We start from the raw sequence: 23,645 nt of genomic DNA on the forward strand, positions 1-23,645 counted from the left end.
CCGTCGATTCGGGTGCGATCGGGGACATCCCGCCCGGCCACACCCTAACGTCTCATCGATCAGCGGGCATGTTCCGACGGCGCAGGCTGCCAGGACCGGCCACGGATCAACGGCGTGCCGGCGGACCACTAGACTCGTGCCCATGGCAAAGCCCCAGGAGAAGGTCTCGTTCCGCGAGCGCCTCAAGCAGATCGGGATGGTTTTCAAGTTCACCGCCAAGCAGGACAAGTGGTTCGCGCCACTGGCTGCCGCCGCGGTGCTCATCCCGTTGGCCCTCACCGTGCCCGCCGTCATCTACTGGGGCTGGCTCTGGTTGCCGCTGGGCATCCTGCTGGCGCTGCTGGCGCTGCTGATCGTGCTCAACATGCGCTCGACCAAGGCGATGATGAACGCCGCCGAGGGGCAGCCCGGCGCGGCCGCGTCGATCCTGGAGAACATGCGCGGGGACTGGCGGGTCACCCCGGCGATCAGCTCGACCACCCAGATGGACATGGTGCACCTGGTGGTCGGCCGCCCCGGCGTGATCCTGCTCGCCGAGGGCAGCCCGCAGCGGGTGCGCCACCTGCTCGGCCAGGAGAAGCGCCGGCTCGCCAAGGTCATCGGCACCGCCCCGCTCTACGACTACGTGATCGGTCGCGAGGAGGGCGAGGTGCCGCTGCCGAAGCTGCGGATGACCCTGGTCAAGCTGCCGCGCGCCCTCAAGCCCCGTGACGTCACCGCGCTCAACCGGCGGCTGAAGGCGCTCAGCGCCCGGCCGCAGATGCCCAAGGGCGCGATCCCGAAGAACATGCGGCCGCAGAAGGCGCCGCGAATGCCCCGCCGCTGACGATTGCCGGCTCTGCCACCTCCGGTCCGTCCCGACTCAGGTCGGGGCGGACCGCTGCTTTGGGGCCGAGTTCCCGTTGCCGGAAACCAGCTCAGCGGACCGGCAGGACGGCCTTGGCCGGGTCGGAGTAGTCGATGATCGAACGGGCGAGGCGGTCGTGCAGGCCGCGGCGCGCGCCGTCCATCAGCAGCGGCGGCACGACCAGGCAGAGCAGCACGCCGCGCAGCAGTCCGCGCAGCGGGCCGATCCGGCCGCCGTCGCTGAAGGAGACGCAACGCAGCCCGCAGAGGCGCATCCCCGGAGTCTGGGCGAAGAAGCCGGCGAAGACGGCGTAGAGGGCGATGAGCACCACCACGGGTGCCCAGCCGTCACGCGCCGGATCGGCGAAGGCCATCGAGGCGAAGAGGCAGAGGACCCAGTCGATCATGAGGGCCCCGAAGCGGCGTGAGACGGTGGGGAGCCGGTCCACCGGCGGCTGCGCCGGGTCGCCTTGCCGAGCAGCGGAGGCGGGTTGTCCGTTACGCTGGGTTGCCATGACTGGTCAGGCTATCCGGTCGGCCGAACGGGCCGTGCGGCGGCCGGGCCGGCGTGAATCAACGCTCACCAGCGCTGACGTGATTGCCCGCATTTGTGACTTGCCGACCGATGCTGCCGGCCCGCCATGACTGCCCGCGACGGGCTTAACACGGCGGAAACATAAGAGACACGGCAGGGCAACGGCGCCGCCATAGCGTTCCGTTTGCCCAGCCACCCAGGGACGTGCCAGGAGGACGTGTGTTCGCCAATCCCGAGGAACTGCTGCGATACCTCAAGAATGAGGACGTCAAGTTCGTCGATGTTCGATTCTGTGACCTGCCCGGTGTGATGCAGCACTTCAACCTGCCGGTCGAGTCCTTCGACGACAGCGTCTTCACCGACGGCCTCGCCTTCGACGGATCCTCGATCCGCGGATTCCAGGCCATCCACGAGTCCGACATGCTGCTGCTCCCGGACGTCGCCACCGCCTTCATCGACCCGTTCCGGGCGCAGAAGACCCTGGCGCTGAACTTCTTCATCCACGACCCGTTCACCCGCGAGGCGTACTCGCGTGACCCGCGGAACGTGGCGAAGAAGGCCGAGGCCTACCTGGCCGCCAGCGGCATCGCCGACACCGCCTACTTCGGCGCGGAGGCGGAGTTCTACATCTTCGACTCCATCCGCCACGAGACCTCGGCGCACCAGTCGTTCTACTACATCGACTCGATCGAGGGCGCCTGGAACACCGGCCGCGAGGAAGAGGGCGGCAACAAGGGCTACAAGACCCCGTACAAGGGCGGCTACTTCCCGGTTCCGCCGGTCGACCACTACGCCGACCTGCGCGACTCGATCGTTCGGCGCCTGATCGACACCGGCTTCACCGTGGAGCGCTCGCACCACGAGGTCGGCACCGCCGGCCAGGCGGAGATCAACTACAAGTTCTCCACCCTGCTGCACGCCGGTGACCAGCTCCAGCTCTTCAAGTACATCGTGAAGAACCAGGCCTGGGCCGCCGGCAAGACCGCCACCTTCATGCCGAAGCCGCTCTTCGGCGACAACGGCTCGGGCATGCACACCCACCAGAGCCTCTGGCTCGGCGGTGAGCCGCTCTTCTACGACGAGACCGGCTACGCCGGCCTGTCGGACACCGCCCGCTGGTACATCGGCGGTCTGCTGAACCACGCGCCGTCGCTGCTGGCCTTCACCAACCCGACGGTCAACTCGTACCGTCGCCTGGTGCCGGGCTACGAGGCGCCGGTGAACCTGGTCTACTCGCAGCGCAACCGCTCCGCCTGCACCCGCATCCCGGTGACCGGCAGCAACCCGAAGGCCAAGCGCGTCGAGTTCCGCGTGCCGGACCCGTCGGCCAACGTCTACCTCGCCTTCTCGGCGATGCTGATGGCCGGCCTGGACGGCATCAAGAACAAGATCGAGCCGCCGGCGCCGATCGACAAGGACCTCTACGACCTCCCGCCGGAGGAGTGGGGCGACGTCAAGCAGGTGCCGGGCTCGCTGCCGGCCGTGCTCGACCGGCTGGAGGCCGACCACGACTACCTGCTCGAGGGCGGCGTCTTCACCCCGGACCTCATCGAGACCTGGGTGGACTGGAAGCGCACCAACGAGGTCGACCCGGTCCGCCTGCGGCCGACCCCGCACGAGTTCGCGATGTACTTCGACTGCTGAGTCCCAGCAGACGCAGTCACGCTGGAGGCCGGTCCCGCACGGGGCCGGCCTCCGGCGCGTCACGGACGGTCCTCGCGCTCTCGCCGGCCGCAGGCCCGGCCCGTCGCTTCCGGCACCCCACCGGGAAAACATCGACGTCACTCTCTGGACTACGGCACCACGCCGGCAATATCCTCCATTTTGGAAACCTCAGGTGAAGCTGCTTTTCATCCCGGCAGCGTCGCCGCCGGCCGTGGAGGAGCTGCCATGCACGCCGAACTGGACCGCCGTACGCTGCTGCGAGCCGGCCTGGGCGCGGCCGCCGTCTCGGTCGTAGGAACGCAACTGACCCTGCCCGGCGCCGCCCGGGCCGACCCGGCGGGCGGGCTGGACGAGGTCATCAGCTGCGCCGGGTGGGGTGCCCGCCCACCGGCGGATCCGCTGTCGGTCAGCGCCATCCCGACCAACAAGATCATCGTCCATCACATGGCGTTCCCGAACGTCACCGACTATTCGCGGGCGCAGGCGGTCAAGCTGGCCCGGGACTGTCAGGACCTGCACATGGACGGCAACGGCTGGTCCGACACTGGCCAGCACTTCACCATCAGCCGCGGCGGCTACGTGCTGGAGGGACGCCACGGCAGCCTGGAGCGCCTGCAGGCCGGCGACCGGCAGATGATCGCCGCGCACTGTCCCGGTGAGAACGGCCGGGCCATCGGCATCGAGAACGAGGGCACCTACGTCACCGACACCCCGCCCGAGGCGCTGCTCGACTCGCTGGTCGAGCTCTGCACCACCATCTGCCGGCAGTACGGGCTGCACGCCCACGACATCTTCGGCCACTGGGACTTCCGTACGACGCTCTGCCCGGGGGCGACGTTCTACCGGCTCTTCCCGGACGTACGGCGTCGGGTCTTCGCCGCGCTCGGCACCGACCTGGCCGACGTGCCGGCCCGGCGCTGGCCGGACCTGTGGCGATTCGTCGGCTCCCCCAGCGTCCGGGTCGTGCAGTACCTGCTGGCCCACCGCGGATACGCCGTCACCCCGAACAGCACCTTCGACGCCGCCACCGTCGCCGCGGTGCAGGACTGGCAGGTCCGCAACGGCATCCCGGTAGACGTCGACGCCACCCTCACGGCGCCGACCTGGGAGACCCTCGCCCCCGAACTGGACAAGGACGCCACCGGGCTGCCGGTGGAGGCCGTGCAGTTCATGCTGCACTTCAAGGGCCACGCCGAGGTCGCCCCCACCGGCGTCTACGACCACCCGACGATGAAGGCCGTGCAGGCCCTGCAGCGGCTGCACGGGCTGCCCCCCAACGGCAAGGTCGGCACCGGCACCTGGTGTGTCCTGGTCGGCGGCGTCGTCCGCCAGTCGATGCGCCGAGGCTGATCCACCCCCGAGGTCGACCCAACCGGTGGCAGCGAGGGTGCGCCTACCGAGAAATGTCAGTGCCGGGTGTCACTATGCGGTCAACGACTACTGACGGAGAGTGCGATGACCGTGCAACTCAACCCGTACCTGAACTTCAGCGGCACCGCCCGGGAGGCGATGGAGTTCTACCAGCGCGTCTTCGGCGGCGAGCTGGCACTGACCACGTTCCGGGAGTACGGCACCGAGGACCCGGCACTGGCCGACCAGATCATGCACGGCATGCTGCGCACCGCCGACGGCGCGGTGCTGATGGGCTCGGACATGCCGCCGGGGATGGAGATCCGGCGCGGCAACGCCAACACCATCTGTCTCAGCGGTGACGACGCCGACAAGCTGCGCGGCTGGTGGGAGCAGCTCTCCGCCGGCGGCGTGGTGCAGGAGCCGCTGGAGAAGCAGATGTGGGGCGACGAGTACGGCCAGTGCGAGGACCGCTTCGGTACGCCGTGGATGTTCGACATCGGCCAGCCGTCGAGCTGACCCCGAGGCCGGCCACAGGGGCCGCGCCACGACCCGCGGCAGCATCCTCAAGCCCGTCCCGCTGACCGTCCACGAACGAGCAGCGGGGCTGGGCTGCAGGATCAGGCGCGCCGGCTTGCCCGCCGTTGGCGCAGCAGCCGGCCGAGCAGCACCGCCAGTACCAGCGTCACCACGATCGCGCCGGGCGCCTTGGCGAAGCGGGCAAGGTTCGTGCTGTCCGGCAGCAGCAGGAACGCCGCCACCGTGCAGACGACCAGGAGCGCGGTGGTCCGGCGGGCCACCACGGCCAGCAGCACCAGCGGCCAGACCAGATACCAGGGGTAGACCACCGGGGCACAGGCGACCGTCGCCGTCATCGCCAGCGCGACACCCCAGAGCAGGACCTCGGCGCCGGCTCCGGCCCGCAGCCGGCGCAGCGTCCGCAGCCAGCAACCGACCAGGAAGAGCGCGAGCAGCACCAGCGCCGCCGCCCGGGTCCAGGGCACCGCGTCCAGCCCGGGAACCACCGTCTGGCCGATGTAGTTGACGACGAACCCGACTGCGGTCGGCGGTGAGGTCCACTGGGTCAGGTCGTCACTGCCGCCCAGCGCTCCCACCCACCCGAGGCCGAGCCCCGCCAGCGCCGAGGCGGCAGCGAGCGCCGCGACCGCGCCCGCAAGAACCACCCCCGCGCCGGCCCACCACCGGCCGGTCCACCACTGGCCCGCCCACCACCGGCCAGGCGCGGCCCCGCCGCCCGCGCCACCGACCCGCACCCCGGCAGCCCCGGCAGCCAGCGCGGGGGCGAGCATCGCGAAGGGAAGCGCCACCAGCGCCGTGGCCTTCACCGCCACCGCGCAGCCCAGCAGCACACCCGCGGCCGCGAGCCGCGCCGTCACACCCACAGCCGCGAACCGCGCCGTCCCACCCACATCCGCGAACCGCGTCACGGTGCCGGCGGCCCCGCCGGATCGCCGCGCCGCGCTGAGCGACACCAGCAGCCCGGCGGCGACCAACGCGATCATCAGCGCGTCGTTGTGCGCGCCGGAGATCAGGTGCACGCTGACCAGCGGGCAGGCCAGCACCACCCAGACCGCGCGCCGCGGCGGCACCCCGCCGTACCGGGCCAGCCCCGGCAGGCAGACCGCGATCAGCACCACCGCGGCCAGGGCCGTCCCCCGCAGCAGCAGGAGGGTGCCGGTCAGCGAACCACCGAGCGTCGCGGCCAGCCCCGCCAGCAGCAGGAAAACCGGCCCGTACGGCGTCGGGGTGTCGCGCCAGAGCAGCGCCACCGACTCCACCCACGGACAGCCCAGCTCGGCCACCCCCGCGCCGTAGAGGTCGCCGCCGTCGCTGAAGACCGCACCCTGGCAGGCGTACGAGTAGAGGTCCCGGCTGCCCAGCGGCGGCGCGAGCAGCAACGGCACCAGCCAGAGCCCGGCGGTGACGTACGCCCAGCGCAGCGACGGCACGCTGCGCCGCAAGGACCACCAGGCGACGGTGAGCGCAGCGGTCCCGGCGAACCAGCCGATGAGGATCCACGGGCCGTACGGGCCGCGCCAGATGGTGCCCGGGGTCGAAGCCGGCGGCGGCCCGGGGAGCACGCCGCCGCGCCAGGCGACCAGCGCGAGCAGCACCGCGCCGGCGAGCCCGCCGTAGCGGACCCACCGCAGCGTCGCCGGCCGGGGCTGCTGCGCCCCGGTCATGCCACCGGGTCCTCGACCGTGCGCGGCACCGGGTCGGCGGCCACCGCGGCGTCGCGCCGCGCCCCGCGTACCAGGTGGACCGTCACCGCGATCACCGCCAGCGTCATCAACGGCGCGCCCGGGATCTTGGTGTAGCGGGCCAGCGCCACGCCGTTGGCGAAGACCAGGAACGACGCACCCAGCGCCACCCCGGTGAACCAGCCGATCCGGTCCCGGACGGTCACCGCGAGCAGGGCCAGCGGCCAGAGGGCGTACCAGGGGTGGAAGACCGGCGAGAGGGCGACCGTCGCGGCCAGTGCCAGCGCGGCGCCGTGCAGCGGGTCGCGGCCCCGGCGCCAGACCCGCCACCAGAGCCAGACCAGCAGTACCGCGAGCACGGCCAGCCCCACCTGGCGGGTGTAGGGGATGAGGTCGATCCGGATGCCGAAGGCGCGCGGCAGATAGCCGAGGGTCTGCCCGACGGCCGTCGGCGGCGACGTCCAGCCGACAGCGTCGCTGCTGCTGGCGAGCCCGGTCACCCAGCCGAAGCTCAACCCGCCCGCGACGGTCACGGCGACCAGCGTCGCCACCGCCGCGCCGACCACCTGAGCGCCGGCGCGCAGCAGTTTCGCAAGCCGCAGGCTCCCGGCGAGACCGGCCAGGACGGCGAAGGGGACCACCACCACCGCGGTCGCCTTGATCGCCACCGCGAGTCCGAGCAGCGCCCCGCCGGCCAGCAGCGGACCGGCCCGGCCCGGCCGGCTGACGATCACCGTCAGCCCGGCGACGAGCAGCCCGATCATCAACGCGTCGTTGTGGGCGCCGGAGATCAGGTGCACCCCGACCAGCGGGGAGGCCAGCGCCACCCAGACCGCCTGCTGCGGCGGCACCCCGCAGCGGCGCGCCAGCGCCGGCAGGCAGGCCGCGGTCAGCACCACCCCGGCGACCGCCACCAGCCGGAACAGCACCACATTCGCCGCCAGCGACCAGCCGGCGCTGACCAGCAGGCCGGAGATGAGCACGAAGAACGGCCCGTACGGCGCGGGGGTGTCCTGCCAGATCGGCGAGATCGACTCCAGCCACGGGCAGGGCAGCGCCGCCACTCCCTGCTCGTACGGGTTGAACCCGGCCGCCCAGGTGGCGCCCTGGCACGCGTAGGCGTAGACGTCCCGGCTGGCCAGCGGCGGCGCGACCAACAGCGGCAGGCTCCAGAGCGCGATCGTCACGTACGCCCAGCGCAGCGACGGCACGCTGCGGCGCAGCATCCACCACGCCCCGCCGAGCGCCGCGAGTCCGGCGAACCAGAGCCCGATGGCCGCCGGTCCGCCGTCGCTGCGCCACAGCCCCACCGGGGTCGGGTCGTCCCCCATCGCGGGCAGCGCGCCGCCGAAGAACGCGGTCACCGCGATCATGATCGAGCCGGCCAGGCCGAGGCAGCGGGCGAGACGGTGCTGGGACATGGCGACCATGCTGCCAGGTCGCCCCGGCGCTGCTGGTGCGCGCCGGGGTGTGGCGTCCGGCGGCTGACGGCCGTTCAGCCCTCCAGCACCCGCTCCATCGCGGCCCGGGAGCGCCGGCCGATCCGCAGGTAGTCGTCGACGAACTCGCCGGGGTCGTCCCCGCCGAGCAGCGCCACCACCCCGGCCAGCTCCACGCCCTGCCGTGGCAGCTGGTCGCCGTCGCGGCCGCGGACCAGCATCAGCGCGTTGCGGGCCTTGGCCGCCAGCGACCAGCCGGCCGACATCGCCGCCGCGTCGACCGGGTCGACCAGGCCGGCGTCGCGGGCGGCGGCCAGCGCGTCCAACGTACGGGTGCCGCGCAGCTGCGGGATTTCGGCGGCGTGCCGCAGCTGCAGCAGCTGCACGGCCCACTCCACGTCGGCCAGGGCGCCCCGGCCGAGCTTGGTGTGGGTCATCGGGTCCGCGCCGCGCGGCATCCGCTCGGTCTCCACCCGCGCCTTGATCCGCCGGATCTCCACGATCTGCTCGCGGCTGAGGCCGCCCTGCGGGTAGCGGATCCGGTCGGCCATCGCCTCGAACTCCGCACCGAGGTCGGCGTCGCCGCAGACGAAACGGGCCCGCAGCAGCGCCTGCGCCTCCCAGACCTTCGACCAGCGGGCGTAGTACTGGGCGTACGCGGCGAGGCTGCGCACCAGCGGGCCCTGCCGGCCCTCCGGGCGCAGGTCGGCGTCGACACCGAGCGCCGGGTCCGGGGCGGGCATCCCGAGCAGCCGCCGCAGCTCCTCGGCGACGGCGTGCGCGGCCTCGGCGGCGGCGCTCTCGTCGGTGCCGGCCGGGGCGTCGTAGACGAAGAGCACGTCGGCGTCGGAGAGGTAGTTCGACTCGTACCCGCCGAGGCGGCCCATGCCGATCACCGCGAAGCGCAGGCCGGCCGGGGCGGGGCGCGCCGCCCGGGCGATGCGCAGCGCCGCGCCGAGCGTGGCGTCGGTGACGTCGGAGATCGCCGCCGCGGCGACGGTGATGTCCGAGAGCGTCATCGGCCGTTCGACGGGCGCGCCGGGACCCGAGCGCGGGCCGCGGGCCGGCGCGGGAGCGAGGTCGCCGGCCCGGCTGAGCACGTCGGCGCAGGCGAGGCGGAGCAGTTCCCGGCGGCGCAGGGCCCGGACGGCCCGGATCGCCTCGACCGGGTCGCTGTGGCGGGCCGCCGCGGCGGCGAAGCCGTCGTGCAGGGTCTGCGCCGGCCGGGGCACCAGCTGGCTCTCCTCGGCGAGCAGCCGGACCGCCTCCGGATCGCGGCTGAGCAGGTCGGCGGCGTAGCGGGACAGCGCCAGCACCCGGGCGAGCCGGCGGGCCACCGGACCCGAGTCGCGCAGCAGCCGCAGGTACCACGGGGTGCTGCCGAGCTTGTCGGAGACCTTGCGGTAGTTGAGCAGGCCCCGGTCGGGTTCGGGGGCGTCGGCGAACTCCTCCAGCAGCACCGGCAGCAGGGTGCGCTGGATGGCGGCGGTGCGGCTCACCCCGCCGGTGAGGGCCTGGATGTGGCGCAGCGCCCCGGCCGGGTCGGCGAAGCCGAGGATCTCCAGCCGGTTGCGGGCCGCCGCCGGGGTCAGCCGCAGCCCGTCGGCCGGCACCCGGGCCACCGACTCCAGCAGCGGCCGGTAGAGCAGTTTGGCGTGCAGCCGGCGTACCTCGGCGGCGTGGGTGACCCACTCGGCGCGGAACGCCTGGACGGCGTCGCGGCCCGGGGTGGCGGTGTAGCCGAGGGCGTGGGCCAGCCAGCGCAGCGCCGCCGGGTCGGTCGGCACGGTGTGCGTACGCCGCAGCGCCTGAAGTTGCAGGCGGTGCTCGACGGCGCGCAGGAAGAGGTAGCCGCGCAGCAGCGCCTCGCCGTCGGCGCGGCCGACGTAGCCACCGCCGACCAGTGCCCGCAGCGCGGGAATGGTGCCCGGTTCCCGCAGCGTCTCGTCGGCGCGGCCGTGCACCAGTTGCAGCAGCTGCACCGCGAACTCGATGTCGCGCAGCCCGCCGGGGCCGCGTTTGATCTCCCGGTCCTGCTCCTTCGCCGGGATGTTGTCGAGGATCTTGCGCCGCATCGCGCGGACGTCCTGGACGGCCTCCGGGCGCTCGGCGGCCCGCCAGACCAGCGGCGCCAGCTCGTCGATCCACTCCTGGGCCAGCGCGAGGTCCCCGGCGGCGGGGCGGGCCTTGAGCAGCGCCTGGAACTCCCAGGTGCGGGCCCAGCGCCGGTAGTAGGCGAGGTGGCTGGCGAGGGTGCGCACCAGCGGCCCCCGGTTGCCTTCGGGTCGCAGCGCCGCGTCGACCGGCCAGGCGACCAGCCCGCAGACGTGGATCAGCCGGGTGGCGATCGCGGTGGCCGGCGCCAGGTCCTCGTCCTCGGCCGCCACGAAGATCACGTCCACGTCGGAGACGTAGTTGAGTTCCCCGCCGCCGCACTTGCCCATCGCCACCACGGCGAGCCGGGGGGCGCGGGTGCCGGCCGGCAGCTCGGTCACGGCCAGGTCGTAGGCGGCGCCCAGGGTGTTGTCGGCCAGCGCCGAGAGCGCCGCCATCGTCTGCTCCAGGGTGCGCCCACCGGTCAGGTCGGCCGCGGCGATGCGCAGCAGCGCCAGCCGGTACGCCTCCCGCAGGCCCGCGACGGTCCACACCGGCGGCGCGTCCGGGTCGACGCCGGCAGCGCCGGGTGCGGGCGCCGGGCGCAGCCGGCCGTCCGCGACCGGGGCCGACTGGTCGGCGCAGGTGGAGAGGACCGTCCAGTGGGTGGGGTTGGCGACCAGGTGGTCGCCGAGGGCGGAGGAAGCGCCGAGCACGGCCACCAGCCGCCGGCGCAGCCCCGGGTCGCGGCGCATCGCGGTCAGCAGCGGCGACCCGCCGTCGGCCGCGGCGTGATGGCGGCGTTCGGCCTCCACGGTCCGGTGCAGCTGGCGCAGCGCCAGGTCCGGGTCGGCGGCGCGCGCCAGCGCGGTGAGCAGCTCGACGCCGCCCTCCCCGGCCGGTTCCTGGGTCTGCGGCAGCCAGAGCCCCAGCCCGTCCGGGCCGAGCAGATCGGCGGCGCGCGCCCCGCCGTCACCGTCGGCGGCCCCGAAGCCGTAGCGGGCCAGCCGGGCATGGGTACGCGTCGGGCGGGTCATCACTGCCCCAGCAGCGGCAGGTTCCGCCGGGGCGAGCCGTCGGCAAGCTCACCACGGGCCAGCTCGGCGAAGCGGGCGGCGAAAGGCTGCCAGGCCTCCTCGATGTCGCCGAGCGCCGCGGCGCAGACCTCGGTCACCAGGTCCGGGTCGTAGTCGAGCCGGTCCAGCAGCGCACTGTCGGCCGAGGCCCACTCGGCGATCATCGCCGGATCGCACTCGATGTGGAAGATCAGCCCCCAGGCCCGGTGCCCCATCCGGAACGCCTGATTGGCGACCCGGGTCCCGGCCGCCAGCAGCGTCGCCTTCTGCGGCAGTTCGGTGATCTCGTCGCAGTGCCACTGGAGCACGTCGGGCATCAGCGGCACGACGCGGAAGAGCGGGTCGTCGTCGGCGGCGTCGCGCTTGCCGACCAGCCCCGGCCCGATCTGCGGCCCGGCCGCCGCCGGCTCGACGAAACCGGCGTGGGCGGTGGCGAGCAGCTGGGCGCCGAGGCCGATCGCCAGGGTGGCTGTGCGGTTTCGGACCGCCTTGCGCAGCAGCCCTTCGACGGCGGGCAGCCAGGGCGCGTCGAGCGCACCGCCCGGCGCGGGGTTGACGCTCTGCACACCGGGGAGCACCACCAGCGCGTCGTATCCGGTCAGCTCTGCGGGGAGGTCGTCACCGGCGTACGGCCGCAGCACGTGCAGCTCGAGATCGGCTTCGGTCAACCACCGCCCCAACCGTCGGGCGTCGTGGAGCGGATCATTCTCGATCACCAGCGCGATTGCCACGCTTCGAGGCTATCCGGCGTCCCGGAGGCCCACCCGACCCACCCGGCCTGTCGCGTTCACCGACCGTCGCGGACCTAGTAACAGAAAGTGACTTTATGGTCATACTGTGCCATTAGGCTGCTCTCCAACAGCTCGCGACACCCGGTGCCCGCCGGGCGATTCACACCACTCGTACGGGAGTGCCATGATCCCTCACGGTCATCGCATCGGACGGCTCGCGCGACGTACGCGCACCCTGGCGGGTTTCATCGCCGCGTGCCTGCTGGCGGGCGTCCTCTCCGCAACCAACCCGGCACCGGCCCAGGCCGCACCACCGGACGACTTCCAGACCTCCCTGGTCGTCGGCACCGGGCTGACCGGATCGACCGGCTTCGAGATCGCCCCGGACGGGCGCATCTTCATCCTGGAGCGCGCCGGCACCATCCAACTCGTCAAGGACGGGCGGCTACTCCCCCGGCCCTTCGCCGTCCTCCCCGCCGATCCTTCCGGCGACCGGGGCCTGATCGGCGTCACCTTCGACCCGGACTTCGGAGCCACCAACCACTGGGCCTACTTCTACTACACCGGCCGGGACCTGCTGAATCACGTGGTCCGCTTCGACGCCTCCGCCGACGTCGGCAGCGCCGGGCCCGTCGAGATCTTCCGGACCCAGACGCCCTCACAGCAACTGCACGTCGGTGGCAGTCTCGCCTTCGGCCCGGACGGCAAGCTCTACATCGCCGTCGGCGACAACGGCTACGCCCCCAACGCCCAGGACCTGAGCAACCCGCACGGCAAGATCCTGCGGATCAACAAGGACGGCTCGGTGCCGTCGGACAACCCGTTCTACGGCCAGTCGGGACGCTTCGGCGCGATCTGGGCGTACGGCTTCCGCAACCCGTGGCGATTCCAGTTCGACCAGAGCAACGGACGTCTCTTCGGCGGCGACGTGGGCAACTTCTCCTGGGAGGAGCTCAACCGCATCGTCCGGGGTGGCAACTACGGCTGGCCGGTACACGAGGGAGTCTGCACCAGCGGCTGCGCCGGCTACGTCAACCCCATCCGCGCCTACCCGCACGACGGGGAGAGCGCCGCGGTCACCGGCGGACCGGTCTACCGGGGCGGCCTCTTCCCGGCCGCGTACCGCGGCAACCTCTTCTTCGGCGACTACGCCAAAGGTTTCATCAAACGGGCTGTGCTCGACGCCGACGGCAATGTCACCGCCGTGCACGACTTCGACGTCAACGCCGGCAGTGTGGTGGACCTGAAGGTCGCCCCGGACGGCTCGCTCTACTACCTCACCTACTTTCCCGGGGCGCTCTACCGGATCGGTTACGACACCGATTCCCGTGTTCCGGTGGCGAACGCCACGGCCGACCGGACGACCGGCGTGCAGCCGCTGACGGTGCGTTTCTCCAGCGCCGGCAGCAACGATCCGGACGGGGATCCGCTCACCTACCGCTGGGACTTCGGCGACGGCACCACCAGCACCGCGGCCAATCCCACCAAGACCTACCCGGACATCGGCGTCTACATCGCGCAGCTGACCGTCTCCGACGGACGGAACAGCAGCCAGGCCCAGCCCATCGTGATCCAGGTCGGCAGCCCGCCGACGGTGACCATCGGCGCCCCCGCCGACGGTGCCCGCTACCGCGCCGGCCACACCATCAACTACACCGCCTTCGCCACCGACGCCGCCGGCTTCGACCTGGACGACGCCGCGATCCAGACCGAGGTACTGCTGCACCACGGCACACACTTTCATCCGTTCCTCGGCCCGCTGACCGGCCGCGCCGGATCGTTCACCATCCCGACCACCGGCGAGGCGGCGGCGGACACCTGGTTCGAGATCGTCGTCACCGCCACCGACACCAACGGGCTCGCCACCACCGAGAGCGTCAACATCCATCCGCGTACGTCGCAGTTCCGGCTCGCCACCGAACCGGCGGGGCTGGGAGTCCTGCTCGACGGAACCCCGGTGGCCACACCCACGACGGTGCAGGGTGTCATCGGGTTCGAACGCGAGATCGCCGCGCCGCCCACCGCCATCGCGCCCGACGGCCGGGTCTTCCACTTCACCGGCTGGTCCGACGGCGGGGCCATCCGGCACCGGATCGTCACCCCGGAGAGCACGACCACCTACACCGCCACCTACGCACCGTCGCCGGCCTTCACCGGGCAGTACTTCGCCAACCCGACCCTCTCCGGCACCCCGGCGCTGACCCGGCAGGACCCGCAGATCAACTTTCTCTGGGACCACGGCGCGCCCGCCGCCGGCCTGCCCGCGGACAACTTCTCGGTGCGGTGGTCCAGGACGCAGTACTTCGCCCCGGCCCGGTACCGCTTCACCACCGTGACCGACGACGGGGTCCGGCTCTACATCGACAACCGGCTCGTCATCGACCAGTGGCGTCCGCAGGCCGGTACGGCCCACACCGCCCTGGTCGACCTGGAGGCGGGCAACCACACCATCCGGATGGAGTACTACGAGGCGAGCAAGGGCGCCATTGCCCAGTTGAGCTGGGACAGCACCACCGAGCAGCCGGGCGCGTCGTTCCTGGCCCAGTACTGGAACACCCCGGGCGCCGGCAGTTCACCAGTGTTCCCGACGACCGCGCCGGCGGTGCGCCGCCAGGAGCCGCGGGTAGACCACGACTGGGGATCCGATGCGCCGGTGGCCGGCATCTCGGCCGACCACTTCGTCGCCCGGTGGACGACCACGGTGAGCCTGGAGGCGGGGGTCTACGAATTCGCCACCACAACCGACGACGGCGTCCGGCTCGTCATCGACGGTCTGCGGGAGATCGACCGGTGGGTGGACCAGCGGGTCACCACGCACACCAGACGGGTCCTGCTCAGCGGCGGAATCCACACGATCGTGATGGAGTACTACGAGAACACCAAGGGCGCCATCGCCAAACTCGACTGGACGCGGGTGGGTGATCCGCCCGCACCGGCCGGCTACGCCGCCGAGTACTGGTCGACCCCGGCGGCGGGGAGCGCCCCGGCGATCCCCACCCGCTCGCCGGACGTGATCCGCGACGATGCCGCGATCGACTTCGACTGGGGCCGGGGCGCACCCGCGCCCCGGGTCGGCGCCGACCACTTCGTCGTCCGGTGGACCCGGACACAGACCCTGCCCGCCGGGAGGTACCGGTTGAGCGGCGTCAGCGACGACGGCATCCGGGTCTTCGTCGACAACGTGCCGGTGATCAACCTCTGGCGCGATCAGTCCCCCACGCCGTACGCCACGGAGGTGGCCCTGACCGGCGGTGCGCACACCTTCCGGGTGGAGTACTACGAGAACGCCGGCACCGCGGTGGCCCGCTTCGGCTTCACCCGCACCGGCGACCTTTGAGTCCGGCCGGGCGCGGCCGGACGGGTTCCCGTGCCGACGCCCGGAGTGCCGCTACCGGACCGGCCGGTCCCGGCAGCCCCGTAGGCTCAGGCGCTGTGACCGATGCCGTACGCCCGTCCGCCCTGTGCCCCGGGGACACCGTCATGCTCCTCTCTCCCGCCGGCCCGACGACCGCCGAGCGGGTGGCCCGCGGCCTCGAACTGCTCACCGGCTGGGGACTGAAGCCGGTGCTCGGTCCGAACGCCTTCGCCCGGCAGGGCTACCTGGCCGGGGGCGACGAGTTGCGCGCCGCCGACCTCAACGCCGCCTTCGCCGACCCGGCGGTACGCGGCATCGTCTGCACCCGGGGCGGTTACGGCGCCCAGCGGGTGGTGGACATGATCGACATGTCGCTGGTGCGGGCCGACCCGAAGATGGTGGCGGGCTTCTCCGACATCACGGCGCTGCACTTCGCGCTCTGGCGCGGCGCCCGCCTGGCCGGGGTGCACGGGTTAATGGCCGCGGCCGCCTGGCACCACGAGGCGGCCCCGCCGGCCTCGGCCGAGTCGCTGCGCAGAGCGCTGATGACCACCGACCCGGTCACGGTGTGCGCGGCCCCGGGCGCGGAGACCTTCGGCGTCCGGGTGCCCGGTGTGGCCCGGGGTCCACTCTTCGGCGGCAACCTCTGCCTGGTCACCGCCTCCCTGGGCACCCCCGACATGCCCGATCTGACCGGCGCGATCCTGCTGATCGAGGAGGTCGAGGAGCCGCCGTACAAGATCGACCGGATGCTCACCCAGCTGCGCCGCGCCGGTGTGCTGGCCCGGGTCGCCGGGGTCGCGGTGGGGCAGTTCACCAACTGCGCCGACGACTGGGAGGTCAGCGCGGCGGACGTGCTCACCGAACGGCTCGGCGACCTGGGCGTGCCGGTGCTGGGTGGACTGCCGATCGGGCACGGGGTCGCTCCACTCACCGTCCCGGTCGGGGTGCCGGCCGTCCTCGACGCCAACGCGGGCACCCTGACCGTCGCCCCCGCCACCCGTTGAGACTCGCCCAACTCTCAGCCAACGGACAGCTTCGTCAAGGGCTGCGCCTAGCCGGGCGGGTCATCGTCGAGTCATGAGCACGCCAGCACAACCGGAGGAGAACATGACTCGACGTCTGACGAAGAAGACCTTCCTCGCCGGTCTGGCCACCGCCGGCGTCCTCGGCGCCGGCATCGCCGTGCCGGCCATCGCGATGGCCGACGACGCCGCGGACAGCGGTGGCACCACCGCGACCGGGGAGCAGAGCCGCGACAGCCGGCACGAGCAGCACCGGCAGGAGCATGCCCAGAAGCTCGCCGACGCGCTCGGTGTCGACGTCGCCAAGGTGACCGAGGCGCTGGATGCCGTGCACGAGGCGGAGCGCGCCGAGCGGGCGGCGGAGAAGCCCGCCGACACCGACCGCGCCGAACGGCTGGCCGAACGGCTCGCGGAGGCGGTCGAGGAGGGCACCCTCACCCAGGAGCAGGCCGACGCGGTGACCACCGCACAGGAGGCCGGCGTCCTCGGCCTCGGCCACGGCCACGGCCACGGCCACGGCAAGGGCCACGGCCACGGCCACGGCCACGGTGAGCACCACGGTGAGCGCGGCGACCGCCCGCAGACCGACCAGGGCGGCACCGGATCGCAGTCCGGCGACGAGAGCACCGGCGGCAGCACCACCGAGTAGTCCCCCAGCAACGCGTGATGCCCGCCCCGGGTTGCCGTCGGGGCGGGCAGCACGCGTGTGGCGGGCTGTCTAGAGCGACAGGTAGCGCTGCCGCTCGTACGGGGTGACGACCCGGCGGTACTCCTCCCACTCCGCGCGCTTGTTGCGCAGGAAGAAGTCGAAGACGTGCTCACCGAGGATCTCGGCGACGAGTTCACTGCCGGCCATCACGTCGATCGCCTCGGCGAGGTCCTCGGGGAGCGCCTCGTACCCCATCGCCTTGCGCTCGGCGTTGGAGAGCGACCAGACGTCGTCCTCGGCGCCCGGGGGCAGCTCGTAGCCCTCCTCGATGCCCTTGAGGCCCGCGCCGAGCATCACCGCGAAGGCCAGGTACGGGTTGGCGGCCGAGTCGGGTGAGCGGATCTCCACCCGGGCCGAGTTCGGCTTGCCGTACGCTGGCACCCGCACCAGTGCCGAGCGGTTCAGGTGACCCCAGCAGACGTACGCGGGCGACTCGGTGATCCGGTCGGCCAGCGGCTGCGGGAAGAGGCGCTTGTAGGAGTTGACCCACTGGTTGGTGACCGCGGTGTACTCGCGGGCGTGGGTGAGCAGCCCGGCGATGAAGGCCCGGCCGACCTTGGAGAGCTTCATCGGGTCGCCGGCGTCGTGGAAGGCGTTGTGCTCGCCCTCGAAGAGCGACAGGTGGGTGTGCATGCCGCTGCCGGGCTGGTCGCTGAAGGGCTTCGGCATGAAGGTGGCCTGCACGCCGTGCGAGAGCGCCACCTCCTTGACCACGTGCCGGAAGGTCATGATGTTGTCGGCGGTGGTCAGCGCGTCGGCGTAGCGCAGGTCGATCTCCTGCTGGCCGGGGGCGACCTCGTGGTGGCTGTACTCCACGGAGATGCCGATGCGTTCCAGGGCGAGCACCGCCTGGCGGCGGAAGTCCCGGGCCGCCGAGTGGGTGGTGTGCTCGAAGTAGCCGCCCGCATCTACCGGCACCGGCAGCCGCCCGTCGGCGGGGGCATCCTCGACCAGGAAGAACTCGATCTCCGGGTGGGTGTAGAAGGTGAAGCCCTTCTCGGCGGCCCTGGAGAGCGCCCGGCGCAGCACGTGGCGCGGGTCGGCCCAGGAGGGGGAGCCGTCGGGGAGCAGGATGTCGCAGAACATCCGGGCGCTCTCGCCGCTCGCACCCCCCTCGAAGGGGAAGACCTGGAAGGTCGTCGGGTCCGGCATGGCCACCATGTCCGACTCGAAGACCCGGGCGAAGCCCTCGATGGCGGAGCCGTCGAAGCCGATCCCCTCGTCGAAGGCCGATTCCAGTTCGGCCGGGGCCACCGAGACGCTCTTGAGCGTCCCGAGGACGTCGGTGAACCAGAGCCGGACGAACCGGATGTCACGCTCTTCCAGCGTGCGGAGCACGAACTCCTGCTGACGGTCCACTTCCACCCCTTGCGACGCTGCCATCGAGGCCGGCCGAGCCGGTTCGGTCTGGCCGACCAGTCAACACCGGCCTCATTACACCGACATTACGTGCGTCCTCGGCCGGATCCGCGCTGAGCTGGCCCGATCCGCACGCCCCTTAACATACGGCGTCTGAGTGCGGCCGACGGTGGGAGTCCCCCTGGCGAATGCCACGGGCCGCTTCGGGGCAAGATTGCCCTATGCCGACCCTGCGCCTCGCACTCGCCCAGGTAAACCCGACCGTCGGTGACCTCGACGGCAACGCCGCGACCGTGCGCCGGATCAGCCGCGATGCGGCCGGCTCCGGCGCCCAGCTGGTCCTCTTCCCGGAGATGATGCTCACCGGTTATCCGGTGGAGGATCTGGTCTTCCGGCAGTCGTTCGTCACCGCCTCCCGCGCCGCGCTCACGCAGCTCGCCGCCGACCTGGCCGCCGACGGCCTCGGCGAGCTGCCGGTGGTGGTCGGCTACCTCGACGGCGACGGCCCGCCGCCCTCGCACGCCGACGCGCAGCCGGGTCGCGGCCCGCGCAACGCCGCCGCCGTGCTGCACGGCGGTGCGGTGGCCGCCACCTACTTCAAGCACCACCTGCCCAACTACGGCGTCTTCGACGAGGACCGCTACTTCGTCTCCGGCGACACCCTGACGGTGGTGCGCATCGGCGGGGTGGACGTGGCGCTGACGATCTGCGAGGACCTCTGGCAGGCCGGCGGCCCGTTCGCCGCCGCCGGCCAGGCCGGAGTCGGGCTGGTCGCCAACATCAACGGCTCGCCGTACGAGCTGAACAAGGACGACGTACGGCTGCCGCTGGTGCGTCGTCGCGCCGCGGAGGCCGGCGCCACCATCGCATACGTGAACATGATCGGTGGTCAGGACGAGCTGGTCTTCGAGGGCGACTCGATGATCGTGGCGCCGGACGGCACCCTGCTGGCCCGGGCGCCGCAGTTCGTCGAGCACCTGCTCCTGCACGACGTGGAGGTGCCCTCGGCCACCGCCGCCCGCCCCGACGCGGACGCGCCCGCCGAGGTCGCCGCCGGGCTGCGCGTGCAGCGGATCACGGTCACCGGCGAGCTCGCGCCGCCGGCCGGTCCGCCGGCCGTCGGCGGCGTGGTCGAGCCCTCGCCGGACCTGGCGGAGGTCTGGAACGCGCTGGTGCTGGGGCTGCGCGACTACGTCGACAAGAACCGCTTCCCGTCGGTGGTCTTCGGCCTCTCCGGCGGCATCGACTCGGCGGTGGTGGCGGCGATCGCGGTCGACGCGCTCGGCCCGCGCCGGGTCGTCGGTGTCTCGATGCCCAGCCAGCACTCCTCCGCGCACTCCCGTGGCGACGCGGAGGAGCTGGCCGAGCGGACCGGTCTGGACTACCGCACCGAGCCGATCCAGCCCATGGTGGACTCGTTCCTGGCGAACATGTCGCTGTCGGGGGTGGCGGTGGAGAACCTCCAGGCCCGGGTCCGCGGCGTGATCCTGATGGCGCTGTCGAACCAGGAGGGCCACCTGGTGCTGACCACCGGCAACAAGAGCGAGCTGGCGGTCGGCTACTCCACCCTCTACGGCGACTCGGTCGGCGGCTTCAACCCGATCAAGGACGTCTGGAAGACGATGGTCTGGGAGCTGGCCCGCTGGCGCAACGCCGAGGCGGTACGCCGCGGCCAGACCCCGCCGATCCCGGAGAACTCGATCAGCAAGCCGCCGAGCGCGGAGCTGAGCCCGGGGCAGCTCGACACCGACACCCTGCCGGACTACACGCTGCTGGACCCGATGCTCAGCGGCTACATCGACGGCGACCTGGGGCGGGAGGGCCTCGTCGAGGCCGGCCACGACCCGGCGGTGATCGACCGGGTCCTTCGGATGGTGGACATCGCCGAGTACAAGCGCCGCCAGTCCGCGCCGGGGACGAAGATCTCCATCAAGGCCTTCGGCCGGGACCGCCGGCTGCCGATCACCAGCCGCTGGCGCGAGCACGGCACCACGGATCGTCCCCTGTGAAATCTTCCACTGGGTCCTGCCCGCCCGCCGGGCCCGGTGCGACGATGCGGGGAACCCGGGGACCGCATGGGCGGCCTCGAGGAGAAGGGAGACAACCGTGACCACGAACGAGTCGTCACCGGACGAGGTGCAGGCGCTCTATGGGGGTCCGGCCACCCGCCGGGTCCGCACCCGCGACCTGATCGCCGCGAAGGAACGCGGTCAGCGCTGGCCGATGCTCACCTCCTACGACCAGTACACCGCCGGCATCTTCGACGCGGCCGGCATCCCGGTGCTGCTGGTCGGTGACTCCGCGGCGAACAACGTCTTCGGCTACGAGACCACCGTCCCGGTGACCGTGGACGAGCTGCTCCCCCTGGTACGCGCCGTCGTGCGCGCCACGAAGCACTCACTGATCGTCGGCGACCTGCCCTTCGGCTCGTACGAGGAGGGGCCGACGCAGGCGCTGCGGACGGCGGTGCGCTTCATGAAGGAGGGCGGCTGCCACGCCGTCAAGCTGGAGGGCGGCCGGCGCTGCGCCGAGCAGATCGCGGCGATCAGCGGCGCCGGCATCCCGGTGATGGCGCACATCGGCTTCACGCCGCAGAGTGAGCACGCCATCGGCGGCTACCGGGTGCAGGGCCGCGGCGACGCCGCCGAGGAGGTACTCGCCGACGCCCGCGCGGTCGCCGAGGCGGGGGCGTTCGCGGTGGTGCTGGAGATGGTGCCGGGCGACGTCGCCAAGCGGGTCACCGCCGAGCTGCCGATCCCGACCGTCGGCATCGGCGCCGGGGCGGACACCGACGGGCAGGTGCTGGTCTGGCAGGACATGGCGGGGCTGCGCACCGGCAAGGCGCCGCGTTTCGTCAAGCGCTACGCCGACCTGGCCGGGGCGCTGACCACGGCGACCCGGCAGTTCGCCGACGAGGTCCGCGGCGGCAGCTTCCCCGCCGCCGAGCACACCTTCTGATCGTCTGAGGCGGGCGGCGCCGTGGCGCCGCCCGCCTCAATCGTTCGCCGGTCCTGCCGGCGGGGTGTCAGTGGGCGGCGCGCAGCGCGCTGCCGCGGGCGCTGTTGCGCCCGGCCGTTGCCCGGCTGACCGCCGCGACGGCCGGCCCCTTGCGACCGGTCGCCTTCTTCGCCGCCCTGGTCCCCGTGCCCGCCCCGGTGGCGGTGGCCTTCGCCGGGGTGGTGCGCTTCGCGGGCACCGTCTTCGCCGGGGTCGCCCTGGTCGCGCCGGCCGCCTTCGTCGTACCGGCCGCCCTTGTCGTACCGGCCGCCTTCGCCGCGCCTCTGGTCGTGGTCTTCGCCGCACCTCGGGCAGCGGCTGCGGTCGTCGCGGGCGCCTGCTTGGCAGCGGCCGACCCGGTGGTCGTCCTGGCCGCGGCGGAAGTCCGCTTCGGAGCCGCCGCCTTGCGGGCCGCCGTCGCCCCGGCCGTGGCAGTCTTGCGCCCTGGGGCGCTGCCGGCTCCGGCCCGGGTGCCAGCCGGACGGGTCGGGGTCTTCCTGGCCGCCGCCGTCCTCGCGCCCGTCGTCTTCTGCGCCGCTGTCTTCTTGGCAGGCGCCGCCGACTTCGTCGCCGCTGTCGTCTTCGCAGCAGTGGTCTTCTTGGCCGGCGCAGCCTTCGTCGCGGCCGTGGACTTCTTCGCGGCCGTGGACTTCTTCGTCGCCGTCGACTTCTTCGCCGGCGCGGCCTTCTTTGCCGGCGCAACCTTCTTGGCCGGTGCAGCCTTCTTGGCCGCGGCCTTGTTGGCAGGCGCAGCCTTCTTCGCCGCGGCCGTGGACTTCTTCGCCGGCGTGGCCTTCTTCGCCGCAGCTGTTTTCGTCGCCGTCGACTTCCGGGCCGTCGCGGCCCTGGCCGGAGCCGCCGTCTTCGTCGCCGTAGCTGCGGCCCGCTGCGCCGTGGCGGCCGTCTTCTTCGCGGTCGCCGCCGTCTTCCGCGTCGTCGCCGCCGCCTTCTCCGCGGTGGCCGCGGCGTTCTTGGCGACCTGCGCCGACCGCTGTGCCGCGGTGCTGCGGGCCGTCGTGCTCTTCGCCGCCGCCGTCTTGCGCGCCGCGGTGGACTTCGCGGTCGCGCTCTTCGCCGGCCGGGTCGTGCCGGCGGGACCGGCCTTCTTCGCGGCCGTGGTCGTACGCGCCGGGCCGGTCTTCTTCGCCGGCGTGGCCTTCGCGGTGCCGGCGTTCTTGCGCGCCGGTGTGGCCTTGGTGGCTGCCCGGCTGGTGGTGCTCTTCTTCGCAGCCGTCGTGCCGGCAGCCGATCGGGTGGCCTTTCGTGCTTCGGCCATCTCGGTTCCCTCCTCGGGGAATTCCTCTGGTGGTCCTCGGGATGGGGACCCCCCTCGTTCGGCACCGGCTGTCGCCGGGCCGGTCAGCTCTGTTCTTCCTCGGCCAGGCGCTTGTCCTCGGCCTCCCAGGCCTCGTTGCGCTCCGCCACCAGCTCGAGCGCCCGCTCGGCGTCCGCGGCCGAGGCGTACGGGCCGAGCAGGTGCCGGACCCGGCAGGCGTTCTCGTCGGTCTCTACCCGCTGATGCCGCATGCACCAGTAGTAATGCGGCTTTCCTCCCCTGTCGTTCATGGCAATCACTGTGCACCGAGAAACGGGCACGCGCCACCGGTTCCCCCAAATCGCCATTACGCTTCCACTGTGGAGGCCGGTGGCGCCGGGGAAATGTGAAGCGGCGGCCGATTCTCATCGACCGCCGACAGTCCATGCGAGACGCCGCTTCCGTCGGTGTCGCACGTGCCGAAAAGGCCGCATCGCGCACTGACCAGGTACCCGCGTCGCGCCCGTGCACGCTTGCCGGACGGGTCGGGTCAGCGCTCGCGCAGGCGGGTGTACTCGGGGGATGCGAGGAACGCGACGAGCGTTTCGGCCGTACCCGGAGTGAAGGGCCGGGCGAGAATCTCGTGCGGCGCGACGAAAACCATCGCGGCGCCCTCGCCGAGGACGACGTCCTCCTGTCGGGCGTCCGTGGCGGCGCAGAAGTAGTGCATCACCCGTTCCAGGGCGGGCAGTTCCTGAGTGGCGAAGTGCAACGGGTCCGTGTCGGGCCGCAGGCCGGTTTCCTCCCGAAGTTCCCGCACCACCGTCTCGACCGGGCTCTCCCCCGCCTCGCCGTGCCCGCCGGGCAGACACCAGAGGTGCGGATGGGGACCGTTGCCGTCACGCAACTGCAGCAGCAACCGGCCCGCACGGTCCACCAGCAGCATCACCGCGATGGGCAGGAGGGCACCGGACATGCCGCACACCC

Annotated in this window: 18 protein-coding genes; 9 read left to right on the forward strand and 9 right to left on the reverse strand. The window is 72.5% G+C overall.

All coding sequences use genetic code 11. The annotated features are described in order from the left end of the window. Window positions 1-142: 142 nt before the first annotated feature. Window positions 143-826 (forward strand): DUF4191 domain-containing protein, encoded by a 684-nt coding sequence (locus ACK8GG_RS08650; RefSeq protein ID WP_440355991.1) that lies wholly within the window; start codon window positions 143-145, stop codon window positions 824-826. A 91-nt stretch (window positions 827-917) separates the two neighbouring features. On the opposite strand, the gene ACK8GG_RS08655 is transcribed toward ACK8GG_RS08650, so the two are convergent. Then, window positions 918-1,361: an RDD family protein gene (locus tag ACK8GG_RS08655; protein WP_440350496.1), complete on the reverse strand. Its 444-nt coding sequence runs from the start codon at window positions 1,359-1,361 to the stop codon at window positions 918-920. 239 nt (window positions 1,362-1,600) lie between these two features. Between ACK8GG_RS08655 and glnA (ACK8GG_RS08660) the strand changes: the two genes are divergently transcribed. From glnA (ACK8GG_RS08660) to ACK8GG_RS08670, 3 genes are all read left to right on the forward strand, one after another. Next, a complete protein-coding gene (gene glnA / locus ACK8GG_RS08660) occupies window positions 1,601-3,025 on the forward strand; it encodes a type I glutamate--ammonia ligase (protein ID WP_440355992.1) in 1,425 nt (474 codons plus the stop codon). A 246-nt stretch (window positions 3,026-3,271) separates the two neighbouring features. Next, on the forward strand, window positions 3,272-4,396 hold the full coding sequence (locus ACK8GG_RS08665) for a peptidoglycan recognition protein family protein (protein ID WP_440355993.1): 1,125 nt from the start codon (window positions 3,272-3,274) through the stop codon (window positions 4,394-4,396). 105 nt (window positions 4,397-4,501) lie between these two features. Then, a complete protein-coding gene (locus tag ACK8GG_RS08670; RefSeq protein WP_440355994.1) occupies window positions 4,502-4,915 on the forward strand; it encodes a VOC family protein in 414 nt (137 codons plus the stop codon). Between the two features lie 101 nt (window positions 4,916-5,016). Here ACK8GG_RS08670 and mptB (ACK8GG_RS08675) read toward each other — a convergent pair whose 3' ends face one another. From mptB (ACK8GG_RS08675) to ACK8GG_RS08690, 4 genes are all read right to left on the reverse strand, one after another. Continuing rightward, window positions 5,017-6,600 carry a polyprenol phosphomannose-dependent alpha 1,6 mannosyltransferase MptB gene (gene mptB / locus ACK8GG_RS08675; protein ID WP_440355995.1) on the reverse strand — a complete coding sequence of 528 codons (1,584 nt, stop codon included), beginning with the start codon at window positions 6,598-6,600 and terminating at the stop codon, window positions 5,017-5,019. Then, entirely contained in the window at window positions 6,597-8,039 is a 1,443-nt protein-coding gene (gene mptB, locus ACK8GG_RS08680; RefSeq protein WP_440355996.1) for a polyprenol phosphomannose-dependent alpha 1,6 mannosyltransferase MptB, read from the reverse strand. The genes mptB (ACK8GG_RS08675) and mptB (ACK8GG_RS08680) overlap by 4 nt, the downstream gene beginning before the upstream one ends. Before the next feature lie 74 nt (window positions 8,040-8,113). Next, window positions 8,114-11,188, reverse strand: a complete 3,075-nt coding sequence (locus ACK8GG_RS08685; protein ID WP_440355997.1) for a bifunctional [glutamine synthetase] adenylyltransferase/[glutamine synthetase]-adenylyl-L-tyrosine phosphorylase — start codon at window positions 11,186-11,188, stop codon at window positions 8,114-8,116. After that, on the reverse strand, window positions 11,188-11,958 hold the full coding sequence (locus ACK8GG_RS08690; RefSeq protein ID WP_440355998.1) for a type 1 glutamine amidotransferase: 771 nt from the start codon (window positions 11,956-11,958) through the stop codon (window positions 11,188-11,190). The genes ACK8GG_RS08685 and ACK8GG_RS08690 overlap by 1 nt, the downstream gene beginning before the upstream one ends. 184 nt (window positions 11,959-12,142) lie before the next feature. On the opposite strand from ACK8GG_RS08690, the gene ACK8GG_RS08695 reads away from it, so the two are divergent. The 3 genes from ACK8GG_RS08695 (at window position 12,143) to ACK8GG_RS08705 (ending at window position 16,987) form a co-directional block, all read left to right on the forward strand. Next, window positions 12,143-15,295 carry a PQQ-dependent sugar dehydrogenase gene (locus tag ACK8GG_RS08695; protein ID WP_440355999.1) on the forward strand — a complete coding sequence of 1,051 codons (3,153 nt, stop codon included), beginning with the start codon at window positions 12,143-12,145 and terminating at the stop codon, window positions 15,293-15,295. A 143-nt stretch (window positions 15,296-15,438) separates the two neighbouring features. Next, window positions 15,439-16,320: a S66 peptidase family protein gene (locus tag ACK8GG_RS08700; protein WP_440356000.1), complete on the forward strand. Its 882-nt coding sequence runs from the start codon at window positions 15,439-15,441 to the stop codon at window positions 16,318-16,320. Window positions 16,321-16,393: 73 nt separating this feature from the next. Further along, window positions 16,394-16,987 (forward strand): hypothetical protein, encoded by a 594-nt coding sequence (locus ACK8GG_RS08705; RefSeq protein WP_440356001.1) that lies wholly within the window; start codon window positions 16,394-16,396, stop codon window positions 16,985-16,987. A gap of 69 nt (window positions 16,988-17,056) precedes the next feature. Here the strand turns inward: ACK8GG_RS08705 and glnA (ACK8GG_RS08710) are convergent, their stop codons facing one another. Then, window positions 17,057-18,406, reverse strand: a complete 1,350-nt coding sequence (gene glnA / locus ACK8GG_RS08710) for a type I glutamate--ammonia ligase (protein ID WP_440350506.1) — start codon at window positions 18,404-18,406, stop codon at window positions 17,057-17,059. Between the two features lie 221 nt (window positions 18,407-18,627). Here glnA (ACK8GG_RS08710) and ACK8GG_RS08715 point away from each other — a divergent pair, with 221 nt between their 5' ends. After that, a complete protein-coding gene (locus ACK8GG_RS08715) occupies window positions 18,628-20,415 on the forward strand; it encodes an NAD+ synthase (protein ID WP_440350507.1) in 1,788 nt (595 codons plus the stop codon). 97 nt (window positions 20,416-20,512) lie between these two features. Continuing rightward, window positions 20,513-21,364 (forward strand): 3-methyl-2-oxobutanoate hydroxymethyltransferase, encoded by an 852-nt coding sequence (panB, locus tag ACK8GG_RS08720; protein WP_440356002.1) that lies wholly within the window; start codon window positions 20,513-20,515, stop codon window positions 21,362-21,364. Window positions 21,365-21,431: 67 nt separating this feature from the next. Here panB and ACK8GG_RS08725 read toward each other — a convergent pair whose 3' ends face one another. The 3 genes from ACK8GG_RS08725 to ACK8GG_RS08735 all read right to left on the reverse strand — a co-directional run bounded on the left by ACK8GG_RS08725 (window position 21,432) and on the right by ACK8GG_RS08735 (window position 23,634). Continuing rightward, complete coding sequence (locus tag ACK8GG_RS08725) at window positions 21,432-22,679, reverse strand: hypothetical protein (protein WP_440356003.1); 1,248 nt, start codon at window positions 22,677-22,679, stop codon at window positions 21,432-21,434. A gap of 83 nt (window positions 22,680-22,762) precedes the next feature. Further along, entirely contained in the window at window positions 22,763-22,969 is a 207-nt protein-coding gene (locus ACK8GG_RS08730) for a hypothetical protein (protein ID WP_440350510.1), read from the reverse strand. 239 nt (window positions 22,970-23,208) lie between these two features. Then, entirely contained in the window at window positions 23,209-23,634 is a 426-nt protein-coding gene (locus ACK8GG_RS08735; protein WP_440350511.1) for an NUDIX hydrolase, read from the reverse strand. Between the last annotated feature and the right edge of the window lie 11 nt (window positions 23,635-23,645).

The organism is Melissospora conviva, assembly GCF_049523535.1.
Lineage (GTDB): Bacteria > Actinomycetota > Actinomycetes > Mycobacteriales > Micromonosporaceae > Melissospora > Melissospora conviva.

Excerpts from the sequence above, each read along its gene's own strand:
- ACK8GG_RS08715 (WP_440350507.1), top strand. The coding sequence starts at position 18,628 with ATGCCGACCCTGCGCCTCGCACTCGCCCAGGTAAACCCGACCGTCGGT.
- ACK8GG_RS08695 (WP_440355999.1), top strand. The coding sequence starts at position 12,143 with ATGATCCCTCACGGTCATCGCATCGGACGGCTCGCGCGACGTACGCGC.
- ACK8GG_RS08725 (WP_440356003.1), bottom strand. The coding sequence starts at position 22,679 with ATGGCCGAAGCACGAAAGGCCACCCGATCGGCTGCCGGCACGACGGCT.
- ACK8GG_RS08655 (WP_440350496.1), bottom strand. The coding sequence starts at position 1,361 with ATGGCAACCCAGCGTAACGGACAACCCGCCTCCGCTGCTCGGCAAGGC.
- ACK8GG_RS08700 (WP_440356000.1), top strand. The coding sequence starts at position 15,439 with ATGCTCCTCTCTCCCGCCGGCCCGACGACCGCCGAGCGGGTGGCCCGC.
- ACK8GG_RS08685 (WP_440355997.1), bottom strand. The coding sequence starts at position 11,188 with ATGACCCGCCCGACGCGTACCCATGCCCGGCTGGCCCGCTACGGCTTC.
- mptB (WP_440355996.1), bottom strand. The coding sequence starts at position 8,039 with ATGTCCCAGCACCGTCTCGCCCGCTGCCTCGGCCTGGCCGGCTCGATC.
- mptB (WP_440355995.1), bottom strand. The coding sequence starts at position 6,600 with ATGACCGGGGCGCAGCAGCCCCGGCCGGCGACGCTGCGGTGGGTCCGC.
- ACK8GG_RS08670 (WP_440355994.1), top strand. The coding sequence starts at position 4,502 with ATGACCGTGCAACTCAACCCGTACCTGAACTTCAGCGGCACCGCCCGG.
- ACK8GG_RS08730 (WP_440350510.1), bottom strand. The coding sequence starts at position 22,969 with ATGAACGACAGGGGAGGAAAGCCGCATTACTACTGGTGCATGCGGCAT.
- ACK8GG_RS08735 (WP_440350511.1), bottom strand. The coding sequence starts at position 23,634 with ATGTCCGGTGCCCTCCTGCCCATCGCGGTGATGCTGCTGGTGGACCGT.
- ACK8GG_RS08650 (WP_440355991.1), top strand. The coding sequence starts at position 143 with ATGGCAAAGCCCCAGGAGAAGGTCTCGTTCCGCGAGCGCCTCAAGCAG.
- ACK8GG_RS08705 (WP_440356001.1), top strand. The coding sequence starts at position 16,394 with ATGAGCACGCCAGCACAACCGGAGGAGAACATGACTCGACGTCTGACG.
- ACK8GG_RS08665 (WP_440355993.1), top strand. The coding sequence starts at position 3,272 with ATGCACGCCGAACTGGACCGCCGTACGCTGCTGCGAGCCGGCCTGGGC.